Raw genomic sequence first — 21,301 nt, 5'->3', positions numbered from 1 at the left:
CGTGCAAACAGATGCTTACAATAGAAATATGGCGAACCTCTGAATCGTCAAATGTAAATTCATCAACTCCAATAAATCTGAAAAGGCGGGATCAGTATGCTGGAATTACAGGAAATCGGAACCGAACGTTCTCTTCATCTGTACCGCACCTTGGCCCAGACATTTAAGAGCGTGAATGAACACGCTGTATCCGGAAGCAAAGTGCATGGCTTCAACCCCACCGCTTACGGGGTGCTCGAAGTGTTATATATGAAAGGAGCACAGCCCATTCAACAAGTCGGTGCACAGCTTCTGCTGCAGAGCGGGAATGTCACTTATGTCATTGACAAGCTGGAGCAAAAGGGGCTTTTACATCGGAAACACTGTCCGCAGGATAGACGCATCATTTTCGTAGAATTGACTGAGGAAGGCCAGCGTACGATGGATGAGATCTATCCAGGCTACGCACACAAAATAGATCGTGCTGTCAGCGGTCTGAGCGAAGATGATAAGACATTGCTCTCTGAGCTGTTGGAAAGGCTTGCACTCGGTGCGGATCGTTTATCCGCAAACGGCTAAGGGCAGCGCCATATCACCTGATCCAAACTAAAAATAACCGGTTCGCCTTAATAGGCGGTACCGGTTATTCGAATTTGTTTATTAATCTAATCAAAGGTACAGAATCCACATCAACACCGTGAGGACAGCGACAACCAATCCACCTGCAATCAGCAAATCGACAATGTAGCTGGACAGACCTGAGCGGCTGTGACCCTCAATCTCCCTCTGAGTCTCTTCGTACTTTCTTTTGGCTTCATCTTCCTTGGACGAATTCAGATTATTGGGAAACATCATCCTCACCCCTACTCCAAATGAGATAACTATATTATCCTGTGCTGGTCTGCTGGTTCTGCTTACGGAATTTATTAAAGATCCATCCCAGACCTGATTGCCACAGTAAAAAAACAAACGTTGTTGTTACTACGTATTGATAAGGGCCAGCATTCTGAAAGGCATGCATTCTGTACACAAAGATGGAGAACAACAGCGCACTACCTACACCAAGAAGAAAATAAGCTACGATTGCACTTATCACCTTGGATATAGGTCTGTTCATTTTCAGAGAAGCAAGCACTTGGTCCACAAATAAGGATAGAGGCAGGGTCAAAAATAGAAGAAGAGCCAAGTTGATAAGAATGCTTATGATCAATGTATACCAGAAGGGATAGTAATATGTATGTTCCGCTCGTTCTGCCAAGGGAACATATTTCATGAGTCCGACAACGATGGAAAGCGAAATGCAGGTCATAAGGACTGCCAGCAGCTTGATTGTAAAGGATATTAACCAGAACGATTGCAGTGATTGCTTGCTCATCTTCACTCGCCTCCCATTCCATTATTGTAAATTATAGATAATCCCATCTAGAAAATAATAACAAAAAAGCAGCTGAGAAACAGCTGCTTTAATCCAATGATTACTCTTTTCACTTCGTTTAATTCCCTGAAGTTTGTGCTTGCGGCGGAGCATCTGCATCTTCGGGAACGATTAGCCGTTTGCGCAAGGCCAGTGTCGTCACCCATGAGATAATGGCAATAACAAACATGATGACAAACAAGGAATGCAGACTTCCTTCCAAAACGTTACGCAGTAGAGCCCATTTGTCATCCGACAGAGCGGCTTCCGTATGCGGAGCAAGCAGTTGATTCAGGTCCCCATCCGAGATCCCCGCCTCTGCCAGATGCTGTTCGCTCGACAACGTTGATATCCGGTAGTTCAACCATGTGCCGAAGGCTGCTGCGCCAATGGTTTGTCCAAGCGTACGCATAAAGGTATGTAACGCCGTGGAAGATCCACGTTCTTTATACCCAACAGATGACTGTGAAATGATCGTGAAGATGGTAAAAGCAAATCCGAAGCCGAGTCCGTAAATAAAGGTCAAAATAAACAGTACGGCTTGGGGGGATGTTCCACCAACCAAGAAGAGTCCACCCGACCCGATGGCAATCCCGGTTAATCCAATCACCGCTGTTAAGCGTGATCCAATTTTCATTAACAGACGGCCAGCAAGTACACTACCAATCAGCCAGCCAACAGACATCGGTGCAAGCAGTAATCCCGATTCAGTCGCGTTACCGCCCCGAACCCCCTGCACCCATAGTGGCAAATAACTGGTTAGGCCAATCATCAGGGTACTTGTCAGTAGTCCGGCGATATTCGCCACCCGGATGTCCCGAATACGGAATAGATGAAGAGGTACCATCGGGGCCTGGGCTCTTTTTTCCACCACAAAAAATAAAATCATAAACAAAATAGCCACGATACTCAGTCCCACAATAATAGGAGAACTCCATGCATAATACTGTCCACCTGCGGACAATACAAAGAGCAACGCTGTGATACCAACGGTAAAAGTCAACGCACCCAAATAGTCAATTTTCGCGGTACGCGGAGACATTTCTTCCTTCAAATAACGGAACACAAACCACATCGCCAGCAGTCCGAACGGCAAATTGAACCCAAAGATCCACTGCCAGCCCAGATTGTCTACGAAATACCCGCCAAGCAGCGGTCCGGCCAGAGATGAAATGCCCCACACGGAGCTGATCCATCCCTGTATTTTGCCCCGTTCTTCAAGACGGTAGATGTCACCAATAATCGTAAACGTAACAGGCACAACCGCACCTGCGCCAATCCCTTGAATCGCACGAAAAATAATCAGTTGCTCCATGTTCTGCGAAAGGCAGCACAGAAGCGAGCCTAGTAAGAATAAGGCACAGCCAATAAGGAATACTGGCTTTCTTCCGTATAGATCACTGACTTTGCCGAAAATCGGCGTGCTCACAGCCATCGTTAACAGATAGGCAGTGAAAATCCAGCTCAACAGCTGCACACTTCCCAGCTCACTGACAATGGTTGGCCCTGCCGGACCGATGACTGTACCTTCAATTGCAGACAAAAAAGTCGCCAGCAGCAATCCCGCCAGGATGAAACTGCGGTTCAAACCTCCGGTTGTATTCACACAAACCCTTCTCTCTTCAATTCTCTATATAATTGGAACATTGATGTACACAGCCCACTACGAACCAGAACAACCTTTCGATCCCTGTTATCCCCAGATTTTTTCCATTCTCTCTCTATTTATCTCTCTTACGTAAAAACTCATCGTACAACAGGGAATACATCACCATATCCTTATATCCGGTAGACGTATGTTGAACTTGACGCAGCAGGCCTTCCCGTGTGAAACCGCGGTTCGTCAGAAACTCTCCCGAAGCGAGATTGCGCGGATCAACCAGCGCTTCAATCCGATTGAGACCCATCGTCTCATACCCAAACGGTAACATAACCGAAAATGCTTCCGTCATATAACCGTGACGCCAGTAATCGCGCCCCAGTTCATAACCGATCTCACCACGGAATGCGCCTTCAAGTTGCCAAGTGTTATATCCACAACTTCCGATGAGCCTGCCCGTTTCCTTGAGTTCAATACCCCAGCGAATCGCCTCCTCTTCTCCTGCCATATGATTTAACAGCCCAATCATATCCGCAGCCTCACTTGTCCCGATCATGGGCGCCAAATTCATATAACGGGTCACTTCCCGGTCGGACCAGCAAGTGAACATCTGGGCCGCATCCCGGCGGCGCATTTTGCGCAGTCGCAGCCGCCCTGTCTCTAGTTCGGGAATTCTCCCTTTGCATTTATACATGAAAAGACACTCCGATCCGATCTATCCCACAGACCTCATATTCAATAGCCATCTAACCATAACCTGCACCGAATGGCAACTGTTCAGTCATCATGATCACGTCAAAAAACCGGGCCACTTCCGCTCCCGGTCTTGTTGTACATATGGATCAACTCAAGTTTGCATCCTATTTCGGGATACATACCTTATCCAAATTTAAGTTCAGGCTGTAGACGTCTTCTTGCCTGTCCCCAGCAATTCCTCACTAACCCGGCCGAACACGGCTATGATTTCCTTAAACTCCTCAATGCCAGTCCCGGTAAGGCTCCATTGATCTCCATGGGCGGTCAGGAAGTTTTCCTGTGTCAGATGCTCGAGCTCCTGCTTGATCTCCCGTTCTCCAACGCGATACCCCCGTTCTTCCAATAGAGGCAATGCGTCGCTAACAGTTAAATCCTGATTTTGAGCTAAATATAGAAGATGAATTCGTACAAAAAGATTCTGTACCTCTGCATGCATAAGCCAAGCTCCTTCCCGGGTTGTAGCCCGCCGTGGTTGCTAAGTATTTACCCCACCCAGGAAGATGAGAAACAGGAGGAATATTCATGCCTGACCTACCCTTTCCGAAATCCTCCGCTTGACTAACCGCAGGCTCTGCACTATCTTGAAAATAAGTACCATTTTTGCTCGGGAGGGTGATTCATCATGTTTCAAGCTGTTTCTTATGAAGGAACACGAAGCGAGCAGCAAACCGCCGTCCTGGGACAGTTAAGTGCTCTGATCCGCGATGAACCTAGCGCTATTGCCAATCTGGCAAACGCTGCGGCGTTGCTCAATGTATTTATGACCGACACCAATTGGGTCGGATTCTATCTGTATGATGGAAAAGAACTTGTACTCGGTCCATTCCAGGGACTGCCTGCCTGCATCCGTATTCAACTTGGACGCGGTGTATGCGGCACTTCTGCTGCGGAACGACGTACGATGGTCGTTGAAGATGTTCATGCCTTTCCAGGCCATATCGCCTGTGATGCCGCATCGAACAGTGAGATCGTTGTACCCATTATCAAAAACGGCGAATTGTACGGGGTTCTCGACATTGATAGCCCGCTCAAAAACCGTTTTGACGATGAAGACCGCATCTTCCTAGAAAAGGCGGTAAGCCTGATTACAGAGCAACTGGAATTATCCTAACTGCCTGAAGTACCGTCTTAAGTCGATGCAGAGTTCATCGGCCTTACGATGATATGCAATAACAAAGAGCGCACTCCTCCTAGAGGACCTGCGCTCTTTGTTATGATTATTTTTCTTCACACCCATGTTCTGCTCGCCCAAGATACTTTATGCATCTAGGATAAATCCTGTTCCGCTTTAATCATCATCCCGTCTCGCAAAAACTCGGCCAGCTTGGGGTGGTAGCCATCATACATCTGGCGAAAATTTTTGTGCTCGACGTACAGATTGCCCAGATCCCGGTAAATCTCTGCTGTTGGGGTGTAATAGTCCTTGATCCAATCGAGATGTCTGCCAATAATCTGCTGTACTTCCGTGCTGCCGGGTTCTAACCCTTCCTCAATAGCGCCCTGCAAGTCCAAGTGAATCCGGTCAATCTTCGCCTGTGAATCAAGAAAATCTTCCTTCGACTTCATCGCCTGACCATCAGGCATTGTGGATTGCTCCGGTGAATTGGCGTTGTACTTCTGACTGTCCTCTGTCTTCAACTGTTCAGAATAGTCATTCTTTGACGCATGGTCAGAAATCGGTTCATTCAGAAGCTGGTGACGCCCCTTACTAGAAAACCCGGCGTAAAGTTCATATTCATCCAGTTCCTGCTCACCACGTAAGTAGGAGATGGTTTTGTCCAGTGTCTGAATCATTCCATGCAAATGAAGTGCCTTCTCAAGCATCTCGATCCGATGCTGCTGCATAATACGAATCATATCCCGGGGAGTGTCCCTGAGCATGGGGCCGATCTCTTCCTCCTCCATGCCTACTTCTTTACAGAAGAGTATCTGCTGTAGTCTCAGCAGCTCTGGCTTCTCGTAGTAGATATCTTCATCTTGACCTACGAAGGCTGGATTCAGCAGACCTGTCTCCGCGTACTGTCCCAATTCACTCAGACTTACACCGGACATCCCGGATAGATCAACCATGGAATATGCCATTTGAATACACCTCCTGTCTGGCCTGTAACTCCAAGGTTCAGGCTTGTTCATACTGCATTTTATTTAAATTTAAGTGAGATATTATAAGACTTCCAACAATTCTGTACCCCAGTAATCCGTTCATTTCTCTGGATGGATACACAATGCTTCGGTGATATGAACGGCATCTAATTGGTAGATTTGCGGTATGATAAGTATTTATACCCTTCTCATCAGATGTGAACCCGAGGTTAATAAAGAAAGGCTATGTATTTTTTTACGGTAAGGGCTGAATGTAAAAAAGAAAAAAATCCCGCACCCCCTAACTCGGGCACAGGATCATCTTGTTCTATTTTATTTCGAATATCCGCTCGTCTTAGGAGTGAATAATTAGTTCTTATTAAACATGACAAACTTCAATTCCGTCATTTCCTCTACAGCATATTTAACACCTTCACGTCCCATCCCGCTCTGCTTCACACCACCATAAGGCATATGATCCACACGGAAAGTTGGAATATCGTTAATCATCACGCCGCCTGCTTCAATGTGGTCCGCTGCATGCAATGCAGTATGAATATCATTGGTGAACACACCCGCCTGAAGCCCATAGACGGAATCATTCACATGCTCAATGCCTTTTTCAACCGATTCTACCGTATTAATGACAACGATCGGGGCAAAGACTTCCTGACAAGACACCTTGGCATCACGCGGAACGTTAACAAGCACGGTTGGACGCAATACGCCTCCCTCGGCTTCGCCGCCTGTTGCCACCTCAGCGCCTGCCTGCTTCGCTTCATCGATCCAGTCCAGCGTACGCTGTACATCTTTGGATGTGATGAGCGCAGAGACAACGGTATCCGGATTCAACGGGTCTCCAACTACGACTTTTTGGGCTGCTTCTGCAAAACGACGAATGAACTCATCCGCAATCGCGCTATGCACATAGATTCGCTGCAGTGAAATACATACCTGACCTTGGTAAGTAAAAGCCCCGGTCACACATCTCGGTACCACCTTATCCAAATTGGCATCCGCATCTATAATGACGGCTGCATTGGACCCCAGCTCCAATGTTACGCGTTTCAGTCCGGCTTTGCTGCGTATGCTGGTACCTACAGCAGGGCTGCCTGTAAACGTAATATGGGCCACGTCAGGATGTTCTACAAGTACATCACCGATCGTTTTGCCGTCACCGCTCACCACATTCAATGCGCCATCCGGTAATCCCGCTTCCTGAAGCAAATTGGCAATATAATACGAAGACAACGGTGTCTGCTCCGCAGGTTTCAACACAATCGTATTACCTGCTGCCAGCGCCGGTCCTACTTTGTGAGCCACCAGGTTCATCGGAAAATTAAACGGCGTAATGGCTCCAATAACGCCCAAAGGCTGCCGCATCGTGTAGCCTACGCGTCCTTCGCCGCCTTTGGCTGCATCCATAGGAACTGTCTCTCCGGTAAGCCGCTTGGCTTCTTCTGCGGCGAAACGATACGTTTCCACCGTACGATCAACCTCGGCGAGCGCCGCAGTAATCGGCTTCGCTGCCTCCAGCGCAATGATCCGTGCTGCTTCTTCCTTCCGTTCTTCCAGCAGGGTGGACAGCTTGTAAAGGATGTCTGCACGCTGATGGGCAGGCATTCTGCGCATCTCTTTGCCTGCCTGAACTGCGGCCGCAATCGCGGCTTCCACTTCCTCCGCTGTCGCCGAGGATACGTCTGCCAGTGTTTCTTTCGAGTACGGTGCCTGAAGTGCTATATAGTCTACTGATTCGGTGGGCTTGCCCCCGATGAACAGATGTTGTTTTTTCATTGTTGTATCCTCCATTCATGTTTAACGCAGCGTTATCCCATACCTATTTATACACCACTTTAGCATCATCAACACAAGAAAGTCATACCACTATTTTACAGTCATTACCGGACATCCTGCATGTTTCAAGACGCCGTGGCTGACACTGCCCACCACGATTTCAGCGAGCATGCTTTTCCCGGCCGTCCCCATCACAATGAGATCACAGTCTTTATCCTTTGCTACACGACAGATCTCATTCACGGGATCACCAGCAATCAGCAAAGTTTCATAATGAACAGAACGAGCGGCTAACAATTCATTAACAGGTTGTATAATATGCTGTCCTTCTTCTGCGATCCGCGCTTCAAGATCCACACCCAGCGCGGGTTCATTTAGCGAGATCGAAGGATTAACATGTACGATAATCAAAGAAGCCGGTTGTTTCAGACTTTCTGCCAGAACAACAGCTTGCTCCAGACCTTTGTGTGCATGAACCGACCCATCGACAGCAACCAATATTCGTTTCAGCATTTTCCATTCCTCCTGTTCATTAATGCGTAATGGCAGCATCGATATCGCGCAGATGTCTGCGGCGTACCAGAAGCACAACGACCCCGATCAGAACCATCAATGCGCCAAAATAAAACGGTGTCTCCGGCAGGAACCACTCGGACAATTTACCAGCAAGCCAAGGTGCCAGCGCACCTCCAAGGAACCGGACAAAGCTATATGCAGCCGATGCCACAGAACGTTCCACTGGGGCAGCTTCCATAACTGCCGTCGTAATTAATGTGTTGTTGATCCCGAGGAAAATCCCGGCAACGATAACGGCCACAATAACCGTTGCGGATGATCCCATTACCGTACCTACAGCCATTACCAGCAAATCAATGGCGAACAGGGTCAGCATAACGCTCATGGAAGGAACCGATCCGAATCGACGTTGCAATCTTGGTGCAACAAATACAGACGTAATTGCCAGCATCAAACCCCAACCAAAGAATACATAACCGAGTCCGTGCTCATCCAGATTCATGACATAAGGTGAATAAGCCATCAAGGTAAAGAAACCAAAGTTATACAGAAAGGCCGTAATCGCCAATGTTTTCAGTGAAGGATAACCCAGAGCCTTGAACGGATCGGACAAGGAACTACGCGTTTTCGGTTTGGCCATCTTAGGCAGCATAAACGTAATACTGATAAAAGCAATCGCCATCAGAACAGCTACACCATAGAACGGGCCACGCCATGAGATGGAACCCAGTTCACCACCGAGCAATGGACCAACGGCAATCCCCAGACCAAGCGCTGCTTCGTATAAAATAATCGCTTTGGCTGTCCCCGAAGTGGACAGTCCTACAATAGCGGATAATGCAGTTGCGATGAACAGGGCATTCCCCAGTCCCCAACCACCACGGTAACCGACGAGCGCACCTACAGTGTCAGAGGTCCCGCCGAGGAAAGAGAAAACAATGATCAGCAAAATCCCGCTGAGCAGTGTCCACTTCACACCAATCCGGCTGGATACAACACCTGTAATCAGCATAGCTACCCCGGTAACCGCGTTATAACTTGTAAACAATAAAGATACCTGGCTTTTGGAAGCATGCAGCTGATCTGCAATCGCAGGTAAAATTGGATCAACCAATCCTAGCCCCATAAAGGAGATGATACAGGCGAAGGCTACTGCCCATACCGCTCTAGGCTGGGATAACAGACCTCCACGGGATGACGGCAATTCGTCAGGTAATGAGGGTTCTCTTTTCATACGTAATTCCTCCTGGTTCGTGATTTATGTTGTGAAACAAATTGTGAAAAAGAATGAAAATACCATCTTCATTTTCAGAAATATAGGAAAGAAAACGGCACAAATGACACCGGATCTCCCGGTGCTTATCGTGAAATACTAATTTAGCATTTTGCATAATTCGATGCATTCATCAGTTATGTGTCATTCTCGTGCCCTTCTAATCGTCGAATGCCGTTCTGAACCCGTTCACGTAATTCCTCAAGTTCCTCCTGAACGGCGTGAATACTCTGAAGTTTCTGCTCGATCAATTGCAGCTGGTCATTCAATGTCGTTTCCATCTTGGTGAGCTTCTCGATCCGTTCTCTCACTTCAGTGGTCTGCTGGTAGTCAAAACGCTGTTCGTTCAGCGCATCCGCCGTTGCCACATAGGTATGTAGCTCCTGAAGCGAGAAACCAAGAACTTCCTTCGCCCGAACCACCTTTTTGAGATAATCGATATCTTCCCGAGTGTATAATCGTGTGCCACCGTCCGTCCGCTGAGGTGAAGGCATAACACCGATCTCTTCGTAATACCGAATGGTACGCTTGGTCAAACCACATTCCTTGGCTGCGTCATCGATTTTATATAAACTCATTTCCTTCACCTCACTTTCATATGTCTATAATGTTATGTACATAATTATATATATTATTAACGTTAACGTCAACGTTAGATTTTGGACTTGAATATGTAGTATGGCTCAAACAAGAATAAATTATTGCAGTTTTAATTTTTACAACACGTTGTTAAAAGCAGATCTCTGTTATCCTTCGCCTCTATAAGATGCAAAAAAGATCCGCTCTCGCGGATCTTCGTTCAGGTGCAATTTCACATTGTGCCTCTAAGCGCCTTGCTCCTTCTGCTCCTGTTGCTGGACACGCTGCATTTGCTTCAAACGGCCTTCGACTCTGGTAAACAGCCTGAATGTATAGAATCCTGTAGCCACAAGACTTAGAACCAAAGCTCGTACATCCGTAAGCCAAAAACCGATTATGCCGAATACCGTAATAATCACACCAAACTGCATCATTAGATTGGCGCTATAACGTTGCGCTTCTTCCCATAACTCGGGATGACTCATTGCTCGTGGAGTACGATAACCATATATGCCGTTAATCCTTTTCGGCGGCTTTTTGTACACCATTAATCCCAGAATGAAATAGCACACTCCGCATATAATCCCAACTACTGCTCCTGCCACAATGTTCTCCCCTAACTCCATTAAAAATACACCACAGATATTAAAACAAAAAAACGGCTCTACGTATATACGAAGAGCCGTCCGGATCGTTTCGTAAAACTTAGATGTCCTTCACCCGCAGTACACGCATGGCGTTCAGGACAGCCAGTACGGTCACCCCTACATCAGAGAATACCGCTTCCCACATGGTGGCAATTCCGAACACACCCAGCAGCAGGAAGATCGCTTTGACACCCAACGCAAAACCGATATTTTGCCAGACAATGGTTCGTGTCCGTTTTGCAATCCGGATTGCACTTGCCAGTCTGGATGGTTCATCCGTCATGATGACAACGTCTGCTGCCTCAATCGCAGCATCCGAACCGAGTCCCCCCATCGCTACACCTACATCGGCACGCGCGAGCACAGGTGTATCGTTAATGCCATCACCGACAAACACCATTTTCTCCTTCGGCGATTTGGCAGCTTCGAGACGCTCCAACTGTTCGACTTTATGCTGTGGCAGCAGCTCAGCGTATACTTCATCGACACCCAGCTCACGCCCTACAGCTTCACCAACAGCCTTGGCATCGCCGGTCAGCATCACTGTTTTGCGAATACCGAGCTTCTTGAGTGCCTGAATGGCTGCCGCTGCGTCATCCTTCACCTCATCGGCAATGATCAGGTGACCGACATACGAACCCGATTCGGCAACGTGCACCACTGTGCCTACGGTTTGTGGAGTCGTGTAGGATATACCTGCCTGTTCCATTAATTTGGCGTTACCCGCAAGCACTTCACGTCCATCCACACTGACCTTGATGCCATGCCCCGCAACCTCATCGTAATCATCCACACCCTGAGTCCGGATATCCTTTGCCCAGGCTGCGCGAATGGATTCAGCAATCGGATGATTGGAATGGGCCTCGGCAATTGCGGCAAGCTCCATCAATTCATCTTCGTTACGCCCACCTTCAGGGCGAATAGCTGTTACTTTGAAAACACCTTTGGTTAGTGTACCTGTTTTATCAAAAACAACAACTTTAACATCGTTCAATGCTTCAAGGTAGTTACTTCCTTTGATGAGAATCCCGTTACGTGATGCAGCTCCGATGCCGCCGAAAAAACCAAGCGGAATGGACACGACCAGCGCACACGGACAAGAGATCACGAGGAAGACCAGTGCACGATAGATCCAATCAGCGAATGTCGCACCACTGAGCACCAGTGGCGGAACGAGCGCAATCAAAGCGGCAAGAATGACGACAACCGGCGTATAATAACGAGCAAATTTGCTAATAAAATGTTCCGTTTTGGCTTTGCGGCTGCTCGCATTCTGCACCAGGTCAAGAATTTTGGATACCGTGGATTCACCAAAAGTTTTTGTTACTTCAATAGTTAACATTCCGTTTTTGTTCACAAATCCACTCAGTACATCACTACCGGGTTCCAGTTCACGCGGAACTGACTCACCTGTCAGAGCGGAAGTGTCCACCATGGAACGACCTGCCTTAACGATCCCGTCCAGGGGTACTCGCTCACCCGCTTTAACCACGATCCGATCTCCAATACGTACCTCGTCCGGCGACACTCGCTTGGTCTCTTCTCCCGCGCCAATCAGCATATTGGCATAGTCCGGGCGAATATCCATAAGCGACTGGATCGACTTCCTTGAGCGATTAACCGCCAGCCCCTGAAACAGCTCACCTAGCTGATAGAAGAGCATAACCGCAACACCTTCGGGATATTGGCCAATGGCAAAAGCACCGATGGTAGCGACAGACATCAGGAAGTATTCATCGAATACCTGACCTCGAATTATATTTTTGAACGCCTGGAGAACGATATCTCCCCCTGCGATCAGATAAGCGACAACATAAAGTGCAAGTTGTGCCCATCCTTCCAATGGAGACCAGATCGCGGTTGCCACCAAAATGGAACCTGCCGCCAAACGTGCCAGCAGCACCTTCGTCTGCCCAGCGCCATGTTCATGCGAGTGTCCGGCATGCGCATCATGATCATGACCGTCTGCATGACCGTGATCATGTCCGGCATGACTTCCATGATCATGCGTGTGATCTTGGGCTCCGTGATGATGACCGTGGTCATGTGCATGATCATGGGCATAGGAGTAACCAGCATGATCGTGACCACTCGGCGTATGCTCATGCGTGTGAGCTCCGCTACCTGCATGGGCGTGCACATGATCATTAGTGTGGTTTATTGAATCAGCAGAACTGCGACTGCCTTGCGATGATTTACCTTTTTCCGAAATACGAATATGCGGCTCCAGCCGAAGCACTTTGCGTTTCGCTTCTTCCACCACCTGCTCATCCATATCGGATGTGGTGTGCATGGATAAGGTTTTGGTCACAAAATTGACCGAGCAATCGGAAATGCCTTTAATTTTTTTGACGCCATTCTCAATCTTCAATGCGCAGTTCGCGCAATCCAATCCATCCAGCAGCAGTTCCCTTTTCACCTGTTCCTGTCCGGTTCCCATGTGAACTCTCCCCCTTGCAGTACGTAAAACAAAGTTATCCGTAATTTTTTTGATTTTAAATCAATATATGAGCAATCATTCATATGTTTTGTTAACCCTATTATATGCACGCTTAAACATGAGTGTCAACAATTCCGGTTGATTTTTCATACAGAATATGCTAATAGTAATCATTTCGCTTTAGACGTTTTTTGGATATAATAGGCTTAACGAAGAACATTTGATCAAATCAAAGGTTGAGTTAATATAGGTGGTGATAGGAAATGGAACAACCGGTTAAAGCTCCAGCCGAATGCGACGCGGCCTGCTCTGGAACAGAGGCTGACGTGCAGACCATTCGTGCTTCTCTCATGGATCGCGAGACCTCTTCCGAGATGGCTGATTGGTTCAAGGCTTTCAGCGACCCGACACGGCTTCGTATTATTGATGCGCTGTTACAGAAGGAATTATGTGTGCACGATCTGACAGTGCTGCTCGATATGGGACAGTCGGCCATTTCGCACCAGCTGCGGTCACTCCGCAACATGCGGATTGTCAAGCGGCGCAAAGAAGGCAAGACCGTGTATTATTCTCTGGATGATGCACACATTGAGCAGATCTTCCTGCAGACGCTCCAGCATATTAAACATAGCTAGGCATTAGCCTGCCTGTTCACACAACAGAACCCCCGTCTCTCGGTTATTAGCCGATGGACGGGGGTTCTGTTGTATAAGGGCACCGTTTTGCCTGAAAAGAGGTTTATCAGGGATCAAACAACGGATATGCCCGCTATAGTTACAGTAGATTGTTATTCTTCGGATCATACAGGCCGGATCTTTCCTTGAACCAGTTGAAGATATGCGACACACACACTTTCAACACCGCGTATCCTGGAACGGCTAACAGAATGCCCACTACACCGAACAGATTACCTGAGGTCAGAATGACAAAGATAATCGTGATGGGGTGAATCTTGAGCGTTTTGCCCATAATCTGAGGTGAGATGAATTTACCCTCAATTAATTGCACGATTGTCCACACCGCTACCATCTTCAGCAGCATCACCGGGGAAGTCACCAGAGCCACAATCAACGCAGGCGTGATCGCGATTGCAGGTCCCAGGTACGGTACAACACTCGTGAAAGATGCGATAATCGCAAGAATCAGCGCATAATCCAGACCAATAATCATATAACCGATGTAGAGCAGAATGCCGATGCAGAAGCTGACGATAATCTGTCCACGAATGAACGAACTGATCTGGTGATTGATATCTTCCAGCACATGCATTGCACCTGTACGGCTCTTGATTGGCAGGAAAGACAGGATTTTGGACGGAAGCTTCTTGCCGTCTTTCAACAGATAGAACAGAATAAAAGGAACCGTTACAATGGACAGCACCGTCTCGGTGAACGCTCCAAGGAATCCGCCCAATTTGTTCCAGGTCGAGTTCAGAATTTCAGTGGCTTTCTGGGAAATCGTACCCCACCAGTCCTGAGAATTCAGATTCACTGTCTCCTGGAACTGACCGAACAGCTTGCTGCCCGTAAGCTGCTCAAACTGCTGTTTGACCGTCTCACTGTACGTTGGGAAATTTTCAATCAGCCCCACAATCTGGTTACGTACGACCGGAATGACCGCCAGCACAACGACTGTCAGAATCCCCCCGATAGCGAGATATAAGATCAAAATGGACCAGCCGCGCTTGATCTTCCACTTTTCCATAACATCCACAATCGGATTCAGCAGGTAATAGAGAATACCCGACAGAATAATCGGCAGCACAATCGTCTTGATCAGCACCGCCAGCGGGTGCAAAACAAAGGATACTTTGGTAAGAACCATCACGTTCAGTCCTACCAGCAGCAGAATTAACAGAAAAAGGACAAACTTATTATTCAAAAAAAATCGTTTAAACCGATCCGGCCAAATGCGGGGTTGCTCAGGTTGCTCCATAGGCGTGTCTTCCTCTCTTATGTATCCTTTATCAAAAGCATAAGCTGTAAACCTGCATGTTTTTTGACTGCGCATAAAGTTGCTTGTACAAGCCAACTTATGTATAACACACTGAGTTTATACGTATGGCGCTGTTTAACCGTTTCAAATTAGACCAGTAAGTTCATTTTACCCTAAAAAGAACCTTCTGCCCCATACGTCTCCTTTGAAAAATATCCCTACCAAAAAACGGCTCGCCTCCGAAGAGACAAACCGTTAATATCTCAGCAACATTCGAGCCTTAAGTTCACGTCCGCTGCTGCATTTTTGCTTTTTTATTTATGCTTTTCCCGCAAGTTGAGCAATCAGCTCATACGAGTGTAAGCGTGCCTGATGATCATAGATCATCGACGTAATAATCAGTTCATCCGCTTGGGTCTGAGCAATAAATGATTCCAGTTGACCACGCACAGTCTCTGGAGAACCGTTCACAGCTGCTTTCAGCGTCTGCTCTACACCCGCTTTCTCACGATCTGTCCACTTGCCCTCCATATCCGCTGGTGGCTGCACCAATCCGGTTGTCCCACGAATAATGTTCAGGAACTGCTGCTGCATCGTTGTACCAAGCCATGCTGCTTCTTCGTCGGTATCCGCCACGACAGCATTTACACCCACAATAACATGGGGCTCTTTCAAGTGATCGGATGGCTGGAAGCTGCTCCGATACGTTTCAAGTGCAATCCGGGTGTAATCCGGTGAGAAATGGCTGGCAAAAGCAAACGGCAATCCCAGCTGTCCGGCGAGACGAGCACTGAAATCACTGGAGCCGAGCAGGTAAATCGGGATGTTCAATCCTTCACCCGGTACAGCACGAACAGGTGCATGGTACGATGTAGCAGAAGCATCGAAGAATGCTCTAAGCTCAGCCAGCAATTCAGGGAAATCTTCACCACTGTTCAGGTCTTTACGCAAAGCAAGAGACGTACGTCGGTCACTCCCCGGTGCACGGCCCAGCCCAAGGTCAATACGGCCTGGATACAGAGATTCCAGTGTACCAAACTGCTCGGCTATAACAAGCGGCGCATGGTTAGGCAGCATGATTCCGCCTGATCCGAGACGAATGGTCTTCGTTCCACCTGCAAGGTAACCAATGACAACCGAGGTCGCGGAAGAAGCGATGCCTGGCATGTTGTGGTGTTCCGCTACCCAGTAACGGTGATATCCCCAACGCTCTGCGTGCTGAGCAAGATCCAGACTGTTGCGAAGCGCATCCGCAGGCGTGGCACCCACAACGACAGGAGCCAAATCCAGAATGGACAATTTAACGTCGTTAATATGTTTTTTATAGGATGAAGCTGTGTTTTCGGTAGACATAATAGAAAGTTCTCCTCTGTGATTATATTTTTATTTTTGTATATCCAGATATATAGATGTAAAAGCACAAAAAAATGATGTGGCAGAGCTGCTCCTCTAGCCGTTTACATCCGGACGGAATACCCGCCTGCACCTGCATTCTTGCTTCCGTCTCGGCGTCCGGCTTATAGCTCGTGCTGTACGTACTCGGCAAATTGACGAATGGTTTCTTCGTTGCGGCGATAATACGTCCACTGTCCCCTACGCTCGGAGATCAGCAACCCGGCTTTGAGCATGGTCAGCAGATAGCTGGATATGACGGATTGAGCCAGTCCGGCCTTCACCTGAATCGTTCCAACACATATGCCGCTCTTTCCAGCATCCGGATGCTGGGATAACTCCAGCGGTGGAAAGTGTTGCTCCGGGTTTTTGAGCCACAACAGAATCTGTCGACGTGTCTCGTTGGATAATGCTTTGAATATGAGTATAGGTTCCATGGGTAAGATTATACCGCCTTTCTTTCATTTTGCAAACCAAACAGACCGATTCGACGAAGGAACCGGCCTGCCAATAAATACATGTGTATACGTTTAGAACTTGGTGCTGACCGTTTCTTTTACTTGTTCCAGCATGGACTGATAAGCTTAATCAATCCACTGCGTGATTTTATCCAAAGGCTGACGGGATTTCTCACGTGGAGGATCTTCCGCCCGATAACCAAAGGCTGCCATGACGGAAACATCCCATAGTCCATCCTCCAGCAAACCTTCCTCTTCCAGAATACGATGTACGTCTTCATATCTAAACCCTTCGATTGGGCAGGAATCGATACCAATCAGCGCTGCCGCAGTCATCATATTACCGAGAGCGATGTAGGTCTGTTTGGACGCCCAGTCAAATAAAGTACGCGGGTTCTCAAGCATTCGTTGGTTCTTTTGAAATTTGCCGTAAGCTTCACGGGTCAGCTCAAATACGTCATCCGGCATGCCCTTGATTTCTTTCAGCATATATTCCGCGTAAGCCGAGTTATAACTAGCATCAGACCGCGCCAGAATAACAATAAAATGGCTGGCCTTCGCCAATTGTTTCTGAGCCCCGGAAGAAACTTCGGACAGACGCTTGCGCAAGTCCGGGTTCTGCACAATCAGAAATTTCCAAGGTTCCAAACCAATTGAGCTTGGCGACAACCGTCCCGTTTCTAGAATAAACTCAAAATCTTCTGGCGAAATGATACGTAAAGCATCAAACTGTTTGGTTGCATGCCGAAAATAGTAAGCGTTCAAGATGTTTTCTTTCGAAATGGCTTTTGCCGAGGATTCCATATGATCTGCACATCCTTTTCTTGTTTATGTTCATATTTATGGTCTGAACCTGAATACCTGAGTATTATTTTAGAGTTTATAATCAAAATATAAAAGTACGCACAATAATGTTTCTTAGTTCATAAAAGTAACTATTGTTATCTAACAAGGTTTTCAATGATTAAGGGTACTCCATTGTAACAAAAAACAAGTCGCCATGGACCTGCTGCTCCCCAAGGCGACTTACCTGTGATTCGTGTCAGAGATAATTATAATTACAACAATTAGAGCTGTTCCATGAACTCATTTTCCGAGATAACCGTAAATCCCTCTTGCCTCAGCAAAGCAGAAGTAACCCCTTCGCCCACGACTTTGTGGTTGGCAAAGTTGCCATCGTAGATCATCTGTGTACCGCAGGAAGGACTGAATTCTTTGAGCACCACACAGGTGACATCCAGTTTTTGCGCCCATTCAAGTGTCTGATAGGCCCCTTTAATGTACAGATCCGTGACGTCCTTGCCACTCTTCTCAATCACCTTGGCTGTACCTGACAGCACATCCTTGCCCGTACCGCCGATAATTTCAGCTGGCTCCCGCGGGGTGGAAAATCCTCCAAGCAGCTCCGGGCAGACCATCTTTGCCTGTTCCTGCTCCACAAGCTCCTGAATCTTTGCATCCAGACTCGCTGTTCCGTTGTAACGGCAGGCTACGCCAGCTAGACATGAACTCACCAAATATTTCATCGTTATGCTCCTTATGCTCCAATCATCTATTAAATTGATTGTACCATATGGAATCAAGTCTAGAGGTTGGCATCCCTTGTGATCATCGTAATACGAGCATCCTCATTATATCGAACTTGAAAAACATCCCCTGTCGATTCCAGTTCAAATGTAACGATTCCCGGGGTTTCGGTATTTCGATGGAGTTTATATATTTGAAGATCAACTTTGAATAATTTTTTAATTACAGGTTCTAACTTTTCCCTGAGGGTCGATTCTTTTACTTGAAGAAGCTTCTCATGGTAAGCCTCCACTTCTTCCCAGGTAGTATAGTCTTTTTGATAAGAATTCGCATCTATAACGGCATAATTAATACCTAAAGTAACTTCACTCGTCTGAACATAATAGTTATTTTCAAAGCTAAAAGTAATGATATCTCTACCATTCTCATCATCTTTTGTCCGGTGTGTGCTAATCAAATCAAGATCAGCGTTGCCAGTAAACGCCTCAATGGAATCCTCTGCATACGCCAAAGCAGTTTGAGAAACTTGTTTAAGATCGAGATCACCGGAAACAGAGATCGCTTCATCCTGCAACCAAATAATCTCTCCATAGCTTTTTTCATTCTCTAACATTAGAGTAGTATACGATTTCGGTTCCAATTCACCCTGCTTCATTCCCACATATCGCTTGGCTGATACTGGTTTGAGCGCAGGGTCCCCACCAATATTCTGTAGCAGTGACGGTACTTGACGCAAATAACGATGCTCCAGCTCACTAGCTGCCATCTCCCGTCTCATCTGCACCTCACGTAGATTGCCTGTTGCGGCATCAAGCCAGATCAACGCATATTCTTCGTCACCTTCTTTTCCAGCCTCGACATATACTCTTCCAGAAACAGGAAGGTCCTGCACTTTGGTTATACGTAATTGTTTGCCAAGATAGTCTCGCATCGTGACAGCTACATTCTTTTTCATCTTGTCTGTGAGCAGGCTCATGCCCGCATCATCCGTATATTGCAGCGCTGCTGTGGGATACACTGTTTCAATCACAGGCTCCACAATCTGTCCGTTCCAGAGAATGACCGCCGCTGCCACGGCTGCAATCGTCGTGTACGCCATAACGGCTCTGCGGGAGCGAAAACGACGTCTGTGTGGATTGGGCAGTTTTTTTGGCTCGGCAGATTTAACCCCAGCATTACTCATTTCCTGTGCAGATCCCGATTTAAGCCAGGCTACCTGGCGAAGTACGTTCTGCTTATGCTCCTCGGTAAAAGGAGACGCCGCAAACGGCTCCTGTCTGACTAATTTTTCCCATTCGTCATCCTTATGTTTCATTCGCTCCGCTCCTCCCACTGTTTCCGTACTTTGGCCTTCGCCCTGGACAGTCTCGATTTGACCGTTCCCGCGCTGATGCCCAGCATTTCCGCAATTTCACTCGTCGTAAGCTCATACTTCAGATGCAGCAAAAGCAATTCCCGGAATTTGTCCGGCAGAGCCATGATGATGTCCCAGATTTCATGAACGTGCTCCCTGCTGATTGCCTCGGCTTCGGCAGAGGGGTGAACATATTTTTCAGGCTTCATTTCACCTTGTCTCGCATTAACCTGCTCTGTTTCAAATGAATGCGTCTCTCCCCATAAGCTGCTGCGAAAAAATCTGGACTTCCGGTATGTAAATGTCGTGTTTCTAGTAATGGTCAGCAGCCATGTCTTCAATGAGCATTCTCCTCGAAAATTGGCGATCCCGGAATACGCCCGGATAAACACCTCTTGTGATAATTCATCCGCCTGCTCGGTACTTTTGGTCAGAAAGTACGCGTAGTTCCATACGTCGTTCCCGTACTCATCCATCATGCTGCTAAGTGTGTAATTGTCGATCGTCTGAGCGTGTGCCAGATATTGATAGTCCAACTGATGTTCACCTCACTTAATAAGACTGCATCCAATCGGGTTTAGTTCCCAAACGGTTTATTTCTTCTCCCTATCCTGCAAAATAAATTAAACCAGCAAGGTCCAGATGTACTGAACGCGCTGGTCTATCGAGTATAAAACCTATAAACTTCATTTTGATGCCGAAGCTGCTGCTCAAGCTTTAACCGCGGCAATCATCAGAAACATCGGTCGACGATTCTCGTCTCGCATACCTGGAACCTGCTCCATCATCTCAGGGGATGGTTTGGACTCGGCTACCTGTTGAACGACAAACCCAGCTTGAATCAATTCATTCAGATGAGTCGCCATCGTCCGATGATATTTCACCACGTCCTGGTTCAGAAAGTTCGCTACCCGCTGCCCTTCCTCTTGATAATGATCCAAAGGCCAATGCAGTATTTCACCCTGAGGTCCATAATGCCAGTCCTGCTCCGCCCGTGCCGTGAAAATGGGATGTTCCGCAGACAAGACAAACGTACCTCCTTGTACGAGACATGCATTGATTTTGGCGTATACCTGATCAAGACGCTCGATATAGTGCAAAGCCAGTGAGCTGATCACCACATCAAATTGTCCGGGTGCAAAATCAATATCCTCAATCGCCATACGCTGGTACTCGATATGAGGATCATCCGTCATCTCGCGTGCACGTTGCAACATATTTTCAGATAAATCCACGCCAACCACAGAACTCGCCTGTTGCTCACGTGCATATCGACAGTGCCAACCAAAGCCGCACCCCAGATCCAGTACGTTCTTACCCTTTAATTCAGGCAGCATCGTTTGCAGTTCATGCCACTCGCCAGCAGCCTCCAGCCCTTGGGTTGATCGGGCCATCTGACTGTAATTGCCGAAAAACTCGGCTTCATCGTATTTGTTTTGCTTCATAAAGAGATTCCTCCCGTAACATAAAAGATGCTCTATTAACTCTACCATATAAACGGTCATCTTTTGGAAAAGTTGCCAACCAAATTCTCGGCATGTTATTATACAGAACG

At 47.3% G+C, this 21,301-nt stretch carries 23 protein-coding genes; 3 read left to right on the top strand and 20 right to left on the bottom strand.

All coding sequences use genetic code 11. The annotated features are described in order from the left end of the window. Positions 1-96: 96 nt before the first annotated feature. Positions 97-558 carry a MarR family winged helix-turn-helix transcriptional regulator gene (locus HP548_RS15700; RefSeq protein WP_024632985.1) on the top strand — a complete coding sequence of 154 codons (462 nt, stop codon included), beginning with the start codon at positions 97-99 and terminating at the stop codon, positions 556-558. A gap of 90 nt (positions 559-648) precedes the next feature. Here HP548_RS15700 and HP548_RS15695 read toward each other — a convergent pair whose 3' ends face one another. The 5 genes from HP548_RS15695 to HP548_RS15675 form a co-directional block, all read right to left on the bottom strand. Then, positions 649-831 carry a hypothetical protein gene (locus HP548_RS15695; RefSeq protein ID WP_063567815.1) on the bottom strand — a complete coding sequence of 61 codons (183 nt, stop codon included), beginning with the start codon at positions 829-831 and terminating at the stop codon, positions 649-651. 34 nt (positions 832-865) lie between these two features. Then, on the bottom strand, positions 866-1,354 hold the full coding sequence (locus HP548_RS15690; protein ID WP_175382175.1) for a hypothetical protein: 489 nt from the start codon (positions 1,352-1,354) through the stop codon (positions 866-868). Positions 1,355-1,472: 118 nt separating this feature from the next. After that, positions 1,473-2,981, bottom strand: coding sequence for an MDR family MFS transporter (locus HP548_RS15685; RefSeq protein WP_217504736.1), 1,509 nt, complete (start codon positions 2,979-2,981; stop codon positions 1,473-1,475). A gap of 133 nt (positions 2,982-3,114) precedes the next feature. Next, the gene (locus tag HP548_RS15680; RefSeq protein WP_076290503.1) at positions 3,115-3,687 is read right to left on the bottom strand and encodes a GNAT family N-acetyltransferase; all 573 of its coding nucleotides are present in this window, start codon (positions 3,685-3,687) and stop codon (positions 3,115-3,117) included. 201 nt (positions 3,688-3,888) lie between these two features. Next, on the bottom strand, positions 3,889-4,185 hold the full coding sequence (locus HP548_RS15675) for a hypothetical protein (RefSeq protein ID WP_063567811.1): 297 nt from the start codon (positions 4,183-4,185) through the stop codon (positions 3,889-3,891). Between the two features lie 186 nt (positions 4,186-4,371). On the opposite strand from HP548_RS15675, the gene HP548_RS15670 reads away from it, so the two are divergent. After that, the gene (locus HP548_RS15670) at positions 4,372-4,860 is read left to right on the top strand and encodes a GAF domain-containing protein (protein ID WP_175382173.1); all 489 of its coding nucleotides are present in this window, start codon (positions 4,372-4,374) and stop codon (positions 4,858-4,860) included. A gap of 155 nt (positions 4,861-5,015) precedes the next feature. Here HP548_RS15670 and HP548_RS15665 read toward each other — a convergent pair whose 3' ends face one another. The 7 genes from HP548_RS15665 to HP548_RS15635 form a co-directional block, all read right to left on the bottom strand. After that, positions 5,016-5,831: a MerR family transcriptional regulator gene (locus HP548_RS15665; RefSeq protein WP_076290505.1), complete on the bottom strand. Its 816-nt coding sequence runs from the start codon at positions 5,829-5,831 to the stop codon at positions 5,016-5,018. Between the two features lie 369 nt (positions 5,832-6,200). Further along, positions 6,201-7,625 (bottom strand): aldehyde dehydrogenase family protein, encoded by a 1,425-nt coding sequence (locus tag HP548_RS15660; RefSeq protein WP_175382172.1) that lies wholly within the window; start codon positions 7,623-7,625, stop codon positions 6,201-6,203. A gap of 90 nt (positions 7,626-7,715) precedes the next feature. Next, positions 7,716-8,138, bottom strand: a complete 423-nt coding sequence (locus HP548_RS15655) for a universal stress protein (RefSeq protein WP_076290507.1) — start codon at positions 8,136-8,138, stop codon at positions 7,716-7,718. 19 nt (positions 8,139-8,157) lie between these two features. Beyond that, on the bottom strand, positions 8,158-9,375 hold the full coding sequence (locus HP548_RS15650; RefSeq protein WP_175382171.1) for an MFS transporter: 1,218 nt from the start codon (positions 9,373-9,375) through the stop codon (positions 8,158-8,160). A 176-nt stretch (positions 9,376-9,551) separates the two neighbouring features. Next, a complete protein-coding gene (locus HP548_RS15645; RefSeq protein ID WP_175382170.1) occupies positions 9,552-9,992 on the bottom strand; it encodes a MerR family transcriptional regulator in 441 nt (146 codons plus the stop codon). Positions 9,993-10,238: 246 nt separating this feature from the next. Further along, positions 10,239-10,598: an SdpI family protein gene (locus tag HP548_RS15640; RefSeq protein ID WP_163758849.1), complete on the bottom strand. Its 360-nt coding sequence runs from the start codon at positions 10,596-10,598 to the stop codon at positions 10,239-10,241. Between the two features lie 100 nt (positions 10,599-10,698). Continuing rightward, positions 10,699-13,080 (bottom strand): heavy metal translocating P-type ATPase, encoded by a 2,382-nt coding sequence (locus HP548_RS15635; protein WP_175382169.1) that lies wholly within the window; start codon positions 13,078-13,080, stop codon positions 10,699-10,701. A 263-nt stretch (positions 13,081-13,343) separates the two neighbouring features. Here HP548_RS15635 and HP548_RS15630 point away from each other — a divergent pair, with 263 nt between their 5' ends. Beyond that, a complete protein-coding gene (locus tag HP548_RS15630; RefSeq protein ID WP_076290511.1) occupies positions 13,344-13,715 on the top strand; it encodes an ArsR/SmtB family transcription factor in 372 nt (123 codons plus the stop codon). Between the two features lie 139 nt (positions 13,716-13,854). On the opposite strand, the gene HP548_RS15625 is transcribed toward HP548_RS15630, so the two are convergent. From HP548_RS15625 to HP548_RS15590, 8 genes are all read right to left on the bottom strand, one after another. Then, on the bottom strand, positions 13,855-15,015 hold the full coding sequence (locus tag HP548_RS15625) for an AI-2E family transporter (RefSeq protein WP_175382168.1): 1,161 nt from the start codon (positions 15,013-15,015) through the stop codon (positions 13,855-13,857). A gap of 318 nt (positions 15,016-15,333) precedes the next feature. After that, complete coding sequence (locus HP548_RS15620) at positions 15,334-16,368, bottom strand: LLM class flavin-dependent oxidoreductase (protein WP_076290513.1); 1,035 nt, start codon at positions 16,366-16,368, stop codon at positions 15,334-15,336. Positions 16,369-16,532: 164 nt separating this feature from the next. Beyond that, positions 16,533-16,844, bottom strand: a complete 312-nt coding sequence (locus tag HP548_RS15615; protein WP_063567799.1) for an ArsR/SmtB family transcription factor — start codon at positions 16,842-16,844, stop codon at positions 16,533-16,535. A gap of 147 nt (positions 16,845-16,991) precedes the next feature. Continuing rightward, positions 16,992-17,669, bottom strand: coding sequence for an NAD(P)H-dependent oxidoreductase (locus HP548_RS15610; protein ID WP_175382167.1), 678 nt, complete (start codon positions 17,667-17,669; stop codon positions 16,992-16,994). 263 nt (positions 17,670-17,932) lie between these two features. Further along, complete coding sequence (locus HP548_RS15605) at positions 17,933-18,391, bottom strand: 2-thiouracil desulfurase family protein (protein WP_076290515.1); 459 nt, start codon at positions 18,389-18,391, stop codon at positions 17,933-17,935. A gap of 59 nt (positions 18,392-18,450) precedes the next feature. Beyond that, entirely contained in the window at positions 18,451-19,707 is a 1,257-nt protein-coding gene (locus tag HP548_RS15600; protein ID WP_175382166.1) for a hypothetical protein, read from the bottom strand. Further along, positions 19,704-20,282 carry an RNA polymerase sigma factor gene (locus HP548_RS15595; RefSeq protein WP_246318078.1) on the bottom strand — a complete coding sequence of 193 codons (579 nt, stop codon included), beginning with the start codon at positions 20,280-20,282 and terminating at the stop codon, positions 19,704-19,706. The genes HP548_RS15600 and HP548_RS15595 overlap by 4 nt, the downstream gene beginning before the upstream one ends. 174 nt (positions 20,283-20,456) lie before the next feature. Further along, entirely contained in the window at positions 20,457-21,191 is a 735-nt protein-coding gene (locus tag HP548_RS15590; RefSeq protein ID WP_175382165.1) for a class I SAM-dependent methyltransferase, read from the bottom strand. Between the last annotated feature and the right edge of the window lie 110 nt (positions 21,192-21,301).

The organism is Paenibacillus taichungensis (assembly GCF_013359905.1).
GTDB classification, from domain to species: Bacteria; Bacillota; Bacilli; order Paenibacillales; family Paenibacillaceae; genus Paenibacillus; species Paenibacillus taichungensis.
Note: the sequence above shows the minus strand (reverse complement) of the source record. Positions and strands in the feature narration are given on the sequence as shown.

What these genes read in the sequence shown, in the direction of transcription:
- HP548_RS15700 (WP_024632985.1), top strand. Translation starts at nt 97, where the DNA reads ATGCTGGAATTACAGGAAATCGGAACCGAACGTTCTCTTCATCTGTAC.
- HP548_RS15695 (WP_063567815.1), bottom strand. Translation starts at nt 831, where the DNA reads ATGTTTCCCAATAATCTGAATTCGTCCAAGGAAGATGAAGCCAAAAGA.
- HP548_RS15690 (WP_175382175.1), bottom strand. Translation starts at nt 1,354, where the DNA reads ATGAGCAAGCAATCACTGCAATCGTTCTGGTTAATATCCTTTACAATC.
- HP548_RS15680 (WP_076290503.1), bottom strand. Translation starts at nt 3,687, where the DNA reads ATGTATAAATGCAAAGGGAGAATTCCCGAACTAGAGACAGGGCGGCTG.
- HP548_RS15675 (WP_063567811.1), bottom strand. Translation starts at nt 4,185, where the DNA reads ATGCATGCAGAGGTACAGAATCTTTTTGTACGAATTCATCTTCTATAT.
- HP548_RS15670 (WP_175382173.1), top strand. Translation starts at nt 4,372, where the DNA reads ATGTTTCAAGCTGTTTCTTATGAAGGAACACGAAGCGAGCAGCAAACC.
- HP548_RS15665 (WP_076290505.1), bottom strand. Translation starts at nt 5,831, where the DNA reads ATGGCATATTCCATGGTTGATCTATCCGGGATGTCCGGTGTAAGTCTG.
- HP548_RS15660 (WP_175382172.1), bottom strand. Translation starts at nt 7,625, where the DNA reads ATGAAAAAACAACATCTGTTCATCGGGGGCAAGCCCACCGAATCAGTA.
- HP548_RS15655 (WP_076290507.1), bottom strand. Translation starts at nt 8,138, where the DNA reads ATGCTGAAACGAATATTGGTTGCTGTCGATGGGTCGGTTCATGCACAC.
- HP548_RS15650 (WP_175382171.1), bottom strand. Translation starts at nt 9,375, where the DNA reads ATGAAAAGAGAACCCTCATTACCTGACGAATTGCCGTCATCCCGTGGA.
- HP548_RS15645 (WP_175382170.1), bottom strand. Translation starts at nt 9,992, where the DNA reads ATGAGTTTATATAAAATCGATGACGCAGCCAAGGAATGTGGTTTGACC.
- HP548_RS15635 (WP_175382169.1), bottom strand. Translation starts at nt 13,080, where the DNA reads ATGGGAACCGGACAGGAACAGGTGAAAAGGGAACTGCTGCTGGATGGA.
- HP548_RS15630 (WP_076290511.1), top strand. Translation starts at nt 13,344, where the DNA reads ATGGAACAACCGGTTAAAGCTCCAGCCGAATGCGACGCGGCCTGCTCT.
- HP548_RS15625 (WP_175382168.1), bottom strand. Translation starts at nt 15,015, where the DNA reads ATGGAGCAACCTGAGCAACCCCGCATTTGGCCGGATCGGTTTAAACGA.
- HP548_RS15620 (WP_076290513.1), bottom strand. Translation starts at nt 16,368, where the DNA reads ATGTCTACCGAAAACACAGCTTCATCCTATAAAAAACATATTAACGAC.
- HP548_RS15615 (WP_063567799.1), bottom strand. Translation starts at nt 16,844, where the DNA reads ATGGAACCTATACTCATATTCAAAGCATTATCCAACGAGACACGTCGA.
- HP548_RS15610 (WP_175382167.1), bottom strand. Translation starts at nt 17,669, where the DNA reads ATGGAATCCTCGGCAAAAGCCATTTCGAAAGAAAACATCTTGAACGCT.
- HP548_RS15605 (WP_076290515.1), bottom strand. Translation starts at nt 18,391, where the DNA reads ATGAAATATTTGGTGAGTTCATGTCTAGCTGGCGTAGCCTGCCGTTAC.
- HP548_RS15600 (WP_175382166.1), bottom strand. Translation starts at nt 19,707, where the DNA reads ATGAAACATAAGGATGACGAATGGGAAAAATTAGTCAGACAGGAGCCG.
- HP548_RS15590 (WP_175382165.1), bottom strand. Translation starts at nt 21,191, where the DNA reads ATGAAGCAAAACAAATACGATGAAGCCGAGTTTTTCGGCAATTACAGT.